This window comes from Sinimarinibacterium arenosum (assembly GCF_005047655.1).
Lineage (GTDB): Bacteria > Pseudomonadota > Gammaproteobacteria > Nevskiales > Nevskiaceae > Solimonas.
Genome location: NZ_SUKF01000012.1, coordinates 47,304 through 59,208, shown reverse-complemented (window position 1 = coordinate 59,208; position 11,905 = coordinate 47,304). Strand labels below are relative to the sequence as shown.

Sequence of the window (11,905 nt, the reverse complement as noted above, 5' to 3'; positions counted from 1 at the left end):
CCATCGCTACAACCACCACCGTCCCCATCGCAGTCTCGGCGGCCTGTCGCCCGTCCGATTCGCAATGGCACAATCACCTACAACCTCTACTTCTGAGTGACTCGAAGGAACGAGGATCTTTCAACCACGACTTCCCAGAGACGCTCGGCCAGTTCGGCGACGCCCATGCCTTCGGGGTTCACATTCAATCCGCCTTCGAGCAGAAACGGGTTGTGGCTGATCTGGCGAAACCGGTGGTGATGCTCTGGCAGCGCCGCCAGAATCAAGGGCAGGCCGGAGGGTTTGGAATACTGTTCCAGCATCATGCGATCGACGCTGCGAAAGAACCGATCGGTTTCAACGTCGACGCTATCGCTTTTGCCGCCCTGACCGTGATGAATCCCGGCGTTGGCACCGCCGCCTGCATGTGAAAAGCTGGTCTGGCTGGCCTCGCTCTGCTTCTCGCCGAGGACTTCGGCGACGGTTCGCGCAGCGCCCGCGGTCGGCAGAATCTCGTCAAGCGTATTACGGTCGCCTTCAAAGACCTGGAACCTGCCGCGGCTCAGTCCGAGCACCTGGTAGCGGTCCACTGACTGCAGGAAGCGGCGCAGTGGTTTGGTGTGGAAGCTGTCGGCAACGATGGCGAGTTCCGGCACGGAGCGTTGCAGGCAGAACACGCGGAAGAAGTCTGCAGTGCCGAGCACGGCCAATCCGTCCAGCGTGTGGTTCCAGAAGTCCTGATCCTCACCCAGGGCTTCGAACGGTGCGAGAAGCGCTTGCATCTCGGCCGCCGGGTGTTGTTGTCGCAGCGAGGCCTCCAGCTCTTTGAGCAGATTTCGAAAGCGGATGGGGTCCTGCTGATTGTTGGGGCTGGAGCGATGCGTGGCCTGATACAGCGACAGGCAAGGCGGTGCGTGAGCCGCCGTCAGCTCTGCGAGTGATTCGAGGGTCAGTATGGTTTTCATAGGGGTTCCTGGTTCGGTTTCATGCTGGGATCACTGTTGTTGGTCGCGCCGGTGTCGTCGAACGTGCCCGTCCACGACGGATCGATGGCGCGTATGCGTTGTTCCAGCGGTGGGTGAGTCGCCATCCAGCCGATGAAGGGCTTGCTCAGTCCGTTTTCAAAAAACATGTGGTTAGCTTCTGCGGCATGCACGGACCCGATCTGCGAGCCCACGCGGCCGATTTTCTGCAAGGCACGCGAGAGCCCGGCCGGATTGCGTGTGAACTGCACGGCGGACGCGTCGGCGAGGAGCTCGCGTTGTCGACTCAACGCCGCCTGGATGAGACGGCCAAAGAAGATGCCGAGTGCGCCGATCACGATCAGAGCCAGCCCAATGAACATCATCGGATTACGTCCACGGCCGCCGCCACCGCGTGAATACAGCAGCAGCCGCCCGATCACGGCCAGGCAGACGATGCCGAACAGCACGCCCATGATGCGGATGTTGATCCGCATGTCGCCGTTGAGCAGATGACTGAACTCGTGACCGATGACACCTTGTAGTTCATCGCGGTCCAGCAGACGCATGCCGCCACCGGTGATGCCGATGGCGGCATCCTGCGGCGCGTGGCCAGCGGCGAAGGCATTGATGCCGGCATCGTTGTCGAGCACGTAGATCTTCGGCATCGGAACCCCCGCAGCGATGGCCATTTCCTCGACGACATTGCGCAGCTTTCGTTCGTCGGGATTGACGCTGTCGATGTCGAGCAGGCGACCGCCCAGCGCTTCGGCCACGGCACTTCCGCCTTTGGACAGGGCCAATGTCTTGTAGAGGCCGCCCGCGAGCACCACGCTGAGCGTGCCGATGACGACATACAGAAACAGTTGCGGATCCCATAGGACGAAGCCGGTCCATACGGCGCCGGCAGGGGCTTGCGTCTGCGTGGCGTGGAAAATCATCGCGCTGGCGATGTAGACCGACGCGATGATGCAGACGATGGCGATGACGAAATACACCACCAGCACCGTCGTGTGCTGCCGGGCCTGGGCCTGATGTGCGAAGAAATCCATCGTTCAGGTCATCATTGGGATTTGCTTCAAGCGAACGAGACCTTTTGCGGCTCGCGTTGTTCGGCCTGCTCGATGACGAACAGCTCGGCGGCTGCGAAATTGAAAGCGGAGGTGATCAGACTGCTCGGGAAGACCTCGCGCTGCGTGTTGTAGAGCATCACCGCGTCGTTGTAGGCCTGCCGCGAAAACCCGACCTTGTTCTCGGTTGAAGCGAGTTCTTCCGACAGGCTCAGCATGGTGGTGTTGGCCTTGAGGTCGGGATAAGCCTCCGACAGCGCGAACAAACGACCCAGGCTGCCCCCGAGCAGGCTTTCGGCGCCGCCCAGCTTCTTCATCGCCGATGGATCGCCCGGTGTGGCCGCAGCGCCGACGCTGGCCGATGCCGCCGTGTTGCGCGCTGCCACCACCGCTTCGAGCGTGCCGCGTTCGTGCGACAGATAGGCTTTCGCTGTCTCGACCAGATTCGGAATCAGGTCGTAGCGCCGCTTGAGCTGCACGTCGATCTGCGCATACGCGTTCTTGAATCGATTGCGCAGCTTGACCAGCTTGTTGTACAGCTCGATGACAAAGATGACAGCCAGCAACAGCAGGCCCAGAAGCACAAGGATGATGATCGGGGAGGAAGTCATAAAAAGGTCCGGTTTGATTGATGAGGGCGCGATGACGCTCAGGGCATCGGCCAGTAGCCGCTGCGGCCGTGGTACTTGTAGATGTCGACTTCCTGCTGCCGCAGCAATGCTTTCGACGGGTCGTATGGCGGCGCGTGCTTGATCGCTTCCCGGCTCAGGTCTACCGACACGGTGGCGCCAGTCCAGCTCATGCCGGTGATCCACTGTGGCGCGATCAGCACCGAGTGACCGAGCCACCAGTTGCTGGTATTCACGATCAGGTAACGCAGGGACCAAGTCTCGTCGTCGATCAATGCGCCTTCGACATGACCGATCTCGCCATCGTTGGCGTGGACCTTGTACCCGACCATCGCCGTGCAGCTGCGCAGATGGGGATCGTCATCGCGGTGCCCCGCCGCATCGGCTTCTGCCAGGACTCGATGCATTTCAGCTTGGACTTCCGGCGACGGCCCCGCCACCGGAAAGCCCCGCACCGCCATGCGTGGATCTATGCCGTCACCCCAAAGACCCGTGCCAGTCCAATACAGTGGGTAGCCGTAGTACTTGAGATAGGTTTCCTCGTGCTGCCGCGACACCGGTTTGTCGGTGTCGATATCCGGGCTGTCTTTGACTTGTTCCTTGGTGATCTTGACCCACAGTTTTTTATACGAACCGTCGGTCTGGTCGATGGAAAACGGCGAGATCAACACTTTTCGGCTCGACAGCCAGGAACCGGTATCGACAATCAGATAGCGAACCACCCAAGAGGCGTCGTCGAAATAGAAATCCTTGAGCTTGCCAATGTCGCCGTCGGTAGCGCCGATGTCATAGCCTTCCAGCTCTTTCATGCTGCGCAACATGGGAGTCTCTCCTGCAAAGGAATGGGGCGCGGGGACAGATGCCCGGATGCCGGCAATGCCGAAGGGCCTCAGGTATGGTGCGGCGTTCCCGCCGGGGGGTCTGTTCGCCAGGGCACAGAGCCTGACTGGCTGAGTGAGTTGTGACTGATGATGAGCGGGCTGCTTCGTCGCAGGAAGGCGCGACGCTCGCTTGACGAGGGTGGCTCGATTCAACCCGCAGCTCTGTCATTTCCCTTGGGAGGATCACCAATGATGTGATCGACATCGGCATGGGACCGCGAACCTGCGGTTCGTGGAATTCACGCGTCTCGATGTCATCTGAAAGATTTCTTTGGCGGAAGCCGCACCTCGGCAAGCCGGCGTCGCAGCATTCGTGCACTCTATGCTGCTTCGCAAAGGTTGAATATCGCGAGCTTGTGATTGGGCTGCGCATCATTCGGTACCAGCGTTACGCTCATCGATCCCCGCATGTGGCGGGTCAACAGGACATCCTCAAGTCATGCACGTCATCAGCAATTCGCCACTACAGCATCCGCCGGCCGACTACTGCCCACCCGGCAGCGAGCGCTGGTTCACGATTCCCGAGGGACTGGACGCGGGCAAGACACTGTTCTATTACGACTACGCAACCTCTGCCGGCGATACGCCACAGCGCACCGTTCTGTTTGTCCACGGCAATCCGGAATGCTCGTATACCTATCGCAAGATCCGCGATGCCCTGATCGCGTCCGGTGAGCCGCTGCGCATCGTGGCGATGGATCACATCGGCCTGGGGCTTTCCGATCAGGCGGATTTTGAAATGGTGGACTTTCACCACGCGGCAAACGTGTTGCAGCTGGTGCGCCATCTGGACCTGCAGAACGTCACGCTGGTGACGCATGACTGGGGTGGGCCGATCGGCATTGGTGCCCTGATTCAGGAGCCTGAGCGGGTGGGCGCGTTGTTGGTGATGAACACGACGGTGTTCCCGATGCCGTCGGACGGTTACACCTACACGAATTACCCGTTCCCGTGGCTGCCCTGGTATCTGACGGCGAGCCTGATTCCGGATGCGCTCTGGGGTGGAGTGGCGGCGGCCGTGGTCTGCCATGCGCATCCGCAGGGCACGGCGCCGTTTCTGGCATCGATCACGAAATGGCTGGGCAAGCATGCAAGCCGCAGCATTGCTCAGGACGGTCCGGAGTACGTCTTCTCGCAGATGCTGCGGAGTCCTGCCAATGCTCGAAGTTCCAAGCGCAACGTGCGCCAGACACCGGTCTGGGGATACGGCTATCGCTATGAGGATGCACGCCATGGCGCGCAGGACAATCATGCGTTCTACCTGCGGATTCAGGGCAACATCAGCCAGTGCTGGGGACCCTCGGGCCGGAATATTCCGGTATGTGGTTATTTCGGGCAGTGGGATGCCTGCGGCAAGGACTCGGTGATTGCGCAATGGCACAAGGCGCTGCCGCAGATGACGGACAATACGCACCGCTTTCCAGGAATCGGGCACTTCATCGAGGAATACAAAGGCGCCGAGATGGCGGCGTCAATTCTGGCGATGCACGAAAGGAGCTGAGTCTTTGACCGCCCGCCGCGTGCCAGTGTCGGAACCCATGCCGCAGCGTGTGTTCGTGCACATGCTGCTGCTCGATACGCTGCTGTATCTGAGTCTGTTCTGGCGTGACTACCATGACCATGGGCAGATGCTGGTTGCGCACTACATCAGCTTTGTTGCGATTACCGATCTCGGTGCGCTGTTCCTGCCGAAGGCCGAGCGGCGCTGGTTCAACCTGTTCCGGCTCAGCAGCGGTGTTTCGTTTCTGGTGTTGGTCGCGGCGCTGGCGTTCAAGGGCCTCGATGGCGATGTTCTGGCGTTGACCGCGCTGCGGTGTGGCCTTGTCAGCCTGCGCATCGTGCACGCGGCGTGGTGTATCAGGATGTTCGGTCCATGGGGTGAGGCCTTGCGCGCGTTCCCCGCGCGGGTGTCGGCCTATTTCAGCAACGGCAATCGCTCGGAGCGTCTGGGCTGTGCCTATCTGCTGGTGGGCTTCGCGCTGCTGTATTTTCCGCAGCTCGCGTACTGGACGCACTACAACTGGGGCGCGAACGGACTCGATGATGTATTGACGGGGCTGCAGGCACAGGCCGGGCTCAACTTCTGCATCAAGCTGTTCGTGTTTGAGGTGCTGATTGTTGCGGCTGCACAGAAGTTCTACATGCGCAGCGTCGTCGCGATCCTGTTTGTTGCGCAGTGGCCGCTGATGTTCGGAATGTTCTATCTGGCACCGATCCCGGTCGCGCACGCAGCGGTCGAAATCTTCGAAATCGCGCTGGTCATTGTGGGCTACAAGGTCTGGCGCGCGGCGCAGCCTGGGCCGCTGCGGACGACGTGACAAGACAGACGACGTCAGCTCCAGGGTGCCTGCCTGCGTGGTGTTTCCGGAATGATTCAATGGTTTTCAGCGCTGATCTCCCAAGCAGCGCGGTGCAGTAGGTCCATTCTTACAACCGGGGTCTTGAGTGTTGGATGAGGCAGGTTCGGTAGAACAAACGCAGCTTGAATCGACATCGGCAGCGCGCATGACCGATGTCGACGTTGTTGTCATCGGCGGCGGCGCTGCGGGTCTGATGTGTGCGCTGACCGCGGGTCGGCGCGGGCGCAGCGTGCGTGTGATCGAACATGCCAACCGCGTCGGCAAGAAGATCCTGATGTCCGGTGGCGGACGCTGCAATTTCACCAACATTCATACGACGCCGGACAGCTTCCTGTCGCAGAACCCGCACTTCTGCAAATCGGCCCTGGCGCGGTTCCAGCCGGCGCAGTTTCTGGAGATGGTCGAACGTCACCACATCGCCTGGCATGAGAAGGAGCTGGGGCAACTTTTCTGCGATGAGTCGTCCAAGCTGATCGTGCGCATGTTGCTGGATGAGTGCGCAGAAGCGGGTGTGCGGATTGATGTCAATTGCACGGTCGAGCGTGTCGAGTTTCGCGATGGCTGCTTCGTGGTCGACACGGCAATGGGTCGGTGCCGCGCCGCTTCATTGGTGGTGGCAACCGGTGGGCTGTCGATCCCGAGCATGGGCGCGACCGGGTTCGGCTATGCGCTGGCCCGGCAGTTCGGGCATGAGATCGTCGCGACCCGGGCCGGTTTGGTACCGTTGACCCTGAGCGGCATCCATCAGCAGCACTACGCGGATCTTTCCGGCGTTTCGCTGCCGGTGATCGCGCGTTGCGGCGACGCCGAGTTCCGCAACTTCATGCTGATCACGCATCGCGGCCTGAGCGGTCCGGCCATCCTGCAGATTTCCTCGTACTGGCAACCGGGGGCTGAGCTGACCCTCGACCTTTTGCCGGGCGAGGACGCGCAGGCGCGGCTGGAAGCCCTGCAGCAGGCGCGGCCGGATGCGGAGCTGAAGACCGTGCTTGGTGAGCTGCTGCCCAAGCGCTTTGCACAGCGACTGTGTGAGGTCTGGTTCGAGAACCGGCCGATGCGGCAGATCCCGCCGCCTGCGCTGCGCGGCATTGCGGAGCAGCTGCAGTGCTGGCCGGTCATCGCCAGTGGTACTGAGGGCTACCGCACTGCGGAGGTGACTCTGGGCGGTGTCGATACGGACGGTCTGTCGTCAAAGACGATGGAGTCGCGCCTGCAGAAAGGCCTGTACTTCGTCGGCGAGGTGGTCGATGTCACTGGCCATCTCGGCGGCTTCAACTTCCAGTGGGCCTGGGCATCCGGGCGCGCGGCGGGCGAGGTCGTCTGACGCCCAATCATTTTGCTGCATGGCAGGCGGTTACTGTGGCGATCCGCTGTGGTGCGACAGCAAGCCGAGATTGGCCACGACAAACGGCGTCAGGTAATTCAGGAATATCTTGAGACCCAGCATGCTGCTCAATCCGCTGCTCAGCAGTGCGTCGCCCTGATTGAATGCGGTCAGCCAGGTGCCGACAACCAGGCTGATGGTGCCTGTGCGGCGTAGATGCGTGGGCGACATCACGGTTTTCAGTCGCGCAGACGTGGTCATCGGCGGACTTTCCTGTGCGCGGCGCGGAGGCGCCGGATCGTGGGGGAGGTCTTCATGTGCGGTCGCAGTGATGCGTATCACGGATCAGTGGCTGGAGTGTGCGTCATTCAGCGTCCAGTTGTAGGACAGGTGTTCGATCCGGAATGTGCCTGCACGCACGAGATTGCGATCGGATTTGTTGTCGGTGAGCATCGCGGCGTGCCCTGAAAGCCATTGCGGCAGCGTACGTCCATCGCGCGCGAAGTCGTCGCCGTACCAGTCAAAGATCTGCGAGAGATACAAGGTGTTGTCAGCTGCGTTGTAGCGATTGCGAGTTCGGTCCGACAGAAAGCGCCGCAACTGGTCGTCTAGCTGATCGTCCAGCGAGACAGCAATATAGGGCTCAGGCCGCAAGGCCGGGCAGCCAATTGATGCGCAGTTCACCGCAAAGTGCACGCGTGGATCCTGATAGCGGGGCCGCAGTACGCCGTGCTCGATCCAGTCCAGGCTGCGTGTCTCGCCGAGCAGCTTGAAGAACGTCAACTTCCAGGGTGAGCGAAATAGAGAACTCAGATCCCGGATCGATTCGAGAGCTGGGTACTTGCTCAGGATCAGATCGAGTGTGAAGCCGTTGTACGCATTGATCAGAAACGCCTCTTGCTGCGCGCGTGGCCACTGCTCGAACTCCGGCTGCGTGACCTGCGAGAACGTCGCCAAGGCGTGCTGCAGCCGGGAGTGATCGCGCTTGAGTCCGGCGTAGTCGACTGCACTGGCATGGCCGTCCGCGACCCAGTGCGTGTGGCCTGATAACAGCTCACCGTATTCGCTGTAGGCATGATCGAATGCCGACGCTGCGCAGCTTGCCGAGAGTGCCATCGTCATCATCAGGGTTCTCATCCTCGCTTTCATGCGTTCAGCCTCATTGAACTCTCGCTGCGGACTCAATTGAATTCGAGCAGTGTGTGCACGGCGGTGGCTGTGCCACTTCAGGTCGCGTTGGAGCGGTGCGCCTATCCGGGGCTGCGCATCCGTTCAGTCTCAGAGAGGTGATAATAGGCTTCCGTCTGAGGGAGATCGGGCGGGCAGGAGACTGTGTTTTATGTCTGAGAGTCCAGAAGATGACTTGCTGTCCTCGGTTCTGAATGCCTACCAGCTTCACGCCGGGGTCTATGGTCATCCGCAATTCTGTGGAATCTGGCAGTACGGTTCCTCCGGAAATAAACGCGCCGCGTTTCATCTGGTTGGACGCGGGCAGTGCTGGTTGCATATGCGCGGGACCCGCGATGCGGTGACTTTGGAGGGTGGGGATCTGGTGGTCTTTCCGCATGATGCATGGCACATGCTCACTGGCTCGCCCGAACTGCACGGGGATGAGAACCTCATGGTCATGGACGGCGACGGTCCGTTCACGACATTGATCTGTGGCTACTTTGAATTTGCGGCCGGGGACAAGAATCCGGTCCTCGACGCATTGCCGGAAGTGATTGTCGTCCGTCGCGAGGACGCGGGACGACATTTGGAAATCATTGGTCAGCTGCTGCTTGAGGAAGCCAGCACGGAGGGTGTCGGCACTCGGACCGTGCTGGACAAACTCGCTGATACGCTCTTCGTGATGGTTGTGCGCGAGTACATCAAGCACTGTGGCGATCAGCGGGGGGTGCTCGCAGCGCTTGCCGATCTGCGCCTACGCAAGGCGCTGGGAGCGATGCACCGTGATTCCGCTGCGGCGTGGACGCTGGAAACCCTGGCCCAGACTGCGGGTATGTCACGCGCGAGTTTCACGCAGCGATTTTCGGACGTTGTCGGAACCACACCAATCGAATACCTGACTCGCTGGCGAATGACGCAGGCCGAGCTGTTACTGCGGGATCCACATATCTCGGTAGCCACAGCGGCTGAGCGTGTCGGTTACGAGACCGAAGCCGCTTTCCGCAAGGCGTTCAAGCGGGTGCATGGTGTGGGGCCAGGCTCTTTTCGCCGTTGGTTTCGGGAACGGATCGGTGGCAGTGCCTAGCTACGCGATAGCCGTCACTGCGCAGGAGTGCTTCAGTGCCCCTTGGTCCATGCTGGTGCCTTGCCGCGCTCTCGGCAGCCGGCGCCCATTACCTCAATTGCTTGATTGCTGAGGATCGCCCTCTTGCAGAGTCCTTCATTCACGGGTGGTATCGGTGCCGCGCTCGAGAAGATTCGCGAGTGCGTCGGTGACGCAGGCTGGATCGACGACGCGGGAGCGATGGCACCGTATCTGGATGAGCAGCGCGGCTTGTATCGCGGTGCGGCTGCGGCCGTGGTCTGTCCGGCGAATACGGCGGAAGTTTCGCAGGTGCTGGCGCTATGCAATGACGCCGGCATCGGCGTCGTACCGCAGGGCGGCAATACCGGTCTGTGTGGCGGCGCGGTTGCGACGGGCGACCAGATCATTCTGAGTCTGCGCCGCATGCGCCAGCTGCGCGCTCTCGATCCGGTCAACCGCACGATCACAGTCGAGGCCGGCTGCATCCTGGCCGAGATCCAGCAGACGGCCAGCGATGAGGGCCTGTTGTTTCCGTTGAGCCTGGCGGCCGAGGGCAGCTGCCAGATCGGCGGCAATCTGGCGACCAATGCCGGCGGTACCAATGCGCTGCGCTACGGCATCGCGCGTGACCTGGCGTTGGGGCTGGAGGTGGTGCTGGCCAACGGCGACGTCTGGGACGGATTGTCGTCGCTGAAGAAGGACAACACTGGCTACGACCTGCGCGACCTGTTCATCGGCTCCGAAGGCACGCTTGGCATCATCACTGCGGCGGTGCTGCGGCTGTTTCCGCAGCCGGGCGATGTGCAGACCGCGCTGGTCGCCGTGGAAAACGTCGAGCAGGCGCTGGCGGTGCTCGGACGCATGCAGGACGCCAGCGATGGGCGCGTCAGTGCCTGCGAGCTGATGTCGGCGACGAGCGTGGGGTTTGCCGCGCGGCATATTCCGGACTGTCGTGCGCCGTTCGATCCGGCGCCGCCATGGGTGGTGCTGCTCGAACTCAGTGGTGGGCGCCGCGTCGGCGAACTGCGGCCACTGTTCGATGCGGTGCTGGAAGAGGCCCTGGATGCTGGCGAGATCAGCGACGCCGTGATTGCGGAGTCGCAGACACAGGCGGCCGCGCTGTGGCGGCTGCGCGAAAGCATTCCCGAAGCACAGAAGCATGAGGGCGGCAGCATCAAGCACGATGTCTCGGTGCCGGTGTCGTCTGTCCCGGAATTTCTACGCCGCGCCATTCCGGCGGTCGAAGCACTGTTGCCCGGTGCGCGCGTGTGTCCGTTCGGGCATCTAGGCGACGGCAACATCCACTTCAATGTGTCGCAGCCGTTCGGTGCTGAAACGCCGGCGTTTCTCGCCGAATGGGAACGCTGCAATCGCGTTGTGCACGACATCGTTGTGGCGTTGCACGGCTCGTTCTCCGCCGAGCACGGCATCGGCCGCCTGAAGACCACGGAGCTGGCGCACTACAAGTCGCCGGTCGCGGTGCAGGCGATGCGTCAGATCAAGCTGGCGCTCGACCCGCGCGGCATTCTCAATCCGGGCGCGGTGCTGGCCTAGCGGATGGCTGAGACGGCCTGACGTGGCGCGGTGGTTTCGGCGAGGAACTGCAGCGCCTGCGCGAAGGTGTCGCCGTCGAACAGAAAGGTGGTGATGTGCCCGGACAGCGGCGGTGTCGCCAGTTCGCTGCGCACGCCGGCATCGATCAGCGCCTGGTGCAGTCGCAGCGACTGCTCGACTTCCACCAGGCCATCGAGCTTGCCGTGATACAGCATCACCGGGGGATCATCGGGCGTCACATAGGTGATCGGCGAGGCGGTGGCATATTCGGCAGCGAACTGATCCGGTGTGCCGCCGATCAGCGCCTTGATGAACGGACTGTCGGGATAGACGCGCAGATCGGTCGGACCGGCGCCGGCGACCACCGCACGCACGCGCGGGGTATCGGTGCCCGGGTCCAGTCCCAGCATCAGCGCCAGATGCGCACCGGCTGAGTAGCCCATGACCGCGATGCGATCCGGATCGATGCGGTTCTCCTCGGCATGGGCGTGCAGCCAGCGCAGCGCGGTGCGCAGGTCGTCCAGCTGCGCCGGAAAGCGATCGTCGGGCGCAAGGCGGTAGCCGATGTTGTAGGCCGCGTAGCCACCCTCGGCCAGGCGCCTGGCGAACTTGTTCATGTCGGCGCGTTCGCCGCGAATCCAGCCGCCGCCGTGGACGACGAGGACCGCAGGGAACGGACCTGCGCCTTCGGGCACATAGAGATCGCCCACCTGTTTGGCCGAGCCGTCGTCGACGTAGGCCAAGGCCGGCGTGGTGCGATAGCGGAGCGTGTCAGTGCCAGCGCAGGCGCTCAATGCGGCGATCAATGGAATCCACAAAATCCGAAGCATCAATGACTCTCCTGCGAAGTCGCCCGATAATTGCGCCTGCGCTGTGCAGCACAGCGCAATCC

At 61.9% G+C, this 11,905-nt stretch carries 12 protein-coding genes; 5 read left to right on the top strand and 7 right to left on the bottom strand.

What is annotated here, in order from left to right:
* Window positions 1–86 precede the first annotated feature (86 nt).
* From E4T66_RS20425 to E4T66_RS20410, 4 genes are read right to left on the bottom strand one after another with little or no spacing between them, the layout of a single operon-like run.
* Window positions 87–944, bottom strand: a complete 858-nt coding sequence (locus E4T66_RS20425; protein ID WP_136851824.1) for a baeRF3 domain-containing protein — start codon at window positions 942–944, stop codon at window positions 87–89.
* Window positions 941–1,993: a M48 family metallopeptidase gene (locus E4T66_RS20420; RefSeq protein WP_136851822.1), complete on the bottom strand. Its 1,053-nt coding sequence runs from the start codon at window positions 1,991–1,993 to the stop codon at window positions 941–943. The genes E4T66_RS20425 and E4T66_RS20420 overlap by 4 nt, the downstream gene beginning before the upstream one ends.
* Window positions 1,994–2,019: 26 nt before the next feature.
* Window positions 2,020–2,622, bottom strand: coding sequence for a LemA family protein (locus E4T66_RS20415; RefSeq protein ID WP_136851820.1), 603 nt, complete (start codon window positions 2,620–2,622; stop codon window positions 2,020–2,022).
* Between the two features lie 38 nt (window positions 2,623–2,660).
* Window positions 2,661–3,461: a PRC-barrel domain-containing protein gene (locus E4T66_RS20410; protein ID WP_136851818.1), complete on the bottom strand. Its 801-nt coding sequence runs from the start codon at window positions 3,459–3,461 to the stop codon at window positions 2,661–2,663.
* 499 nt (window positions 3,462–3,960) lie between these two features.
* Here E4T66_RS20410 and E4T66_RS20405 point away from each other — a divergent pair, with 499 nt between their 5' ends.
* The 3 genes from E4T66_RS20405 (at window position 3,961) to E4T66_RS20395 (ending at window position 7,205) form a co-directional block, all read left to right on the top strand.
* A complete protein-coding gene (locus E4T66_RS20405) occupies window positions 3,961–5,022 on the top strand; it encodes an alpha/beta fold hydrolase (protein WP_136851816.1) in 1,062 nt (353 codons plus the stop codon).
* 4 nt (window positions 5,023–5,026) lie between these two features.
* The gene (locus tag E4T66_RS20400) at window positions 5,027–5,839 is read left to right on the top strand and encodes a hypothetical protein (protein ID WP_136851814.1); all 813 of its coding nucleotides are present in this window, start codon (window positions 5,027–5,029) and stop codon (window positions 5,837–5,839) included.
* Window positions 5,840–6,026: 187 nt separating this feature from the next.
* Window positions 6,027–7,205: a BaiN/RdsA family NAD(P)/FAD-dependent oxidoreductase gene (locus E4T66_RS20395; protein WP_136851812.1), complete on the top strand. Its 1,179-nt coding sequence runs from the start codon at window positions 6,027–6,029 to the stop codon at window positions 7,203–7,205.
* A 30-nt stretch (window positions 7,206–7,235) separates the two neighbouring features.
* Here E4T66_RS20395 and E4T66_RS20390 read toward each other — a convergent pair whose 3' ends face one another.
* Entirely contained in the window at window positions 7,236–7,466 is a 231-nt protein-coding gene (locus E4T66_RS20390; RefSeq protein ID WP_211243058.1) for a hypothetical protein, read from the bottom strand.
* Between the two features lie 84 nt (window positions 7,467–7,550).
* Entirely contained in the window at window positions 7,551–8,327 is a 777-nt protein-coding gene (locus E4T66_RS20385; RefSeq protein ID WP_211243057.1) for a DUF547 domain-containing protein, read from the bottom strand.
* A gap of 217 nt (window positions 8,328–8,544) precedes the next feature.
* Here E4T66_RS20385 and E4T66_RS20380 point away from each other — a divergent pair, with 217 nt between their 5' ends.
* Both E4T66_RS20380 and E4T66_RS20375 read left to right on the top strand, forming a co-directional pair.
* Window positions 8,545–9,459: an AraC family transcriptional regulator gene (locus E4T66_RS20380; protein WP_136851809.1), complete on the top strand. Its 915-nt coding sequence runs from the start codon at window positions 8,545–8,547 to the stop codon at window positions 9,457–9,459.
* 123 nt (window positions 9,460–9,582) lie between these two features.
* On the top strand, window positions 9,583–11,013 hold the full coding sequence (locus E4T66_RS20375; RefSeq protein WP_211243056.1) for an FAD-binding oxidoreductase: 1,431 nt from the start codon (window positions 9,583–9,585) through the stop codon (window positions 11,011–11,013).
* Here E4T66_RS20375 and E4T66_RS20370 read toward each other — a convergent pair.
* Entirely contained in the window at window positions 11,010–11,843 is an 834-nt protein-coding gene (locus E4T66_RS20370) for an alpha/beta hydrolase (RefSeq protein WP_136851807.1), read from the bottom strand. The two genes, E4T66_RS20375 and E4T66_RS20370, sit on opposite strands and share 4 nt — an antisense overlap.
* Between the last annotated feature and the right edge of the window lie 62 nt (window positions 11,844–11,905).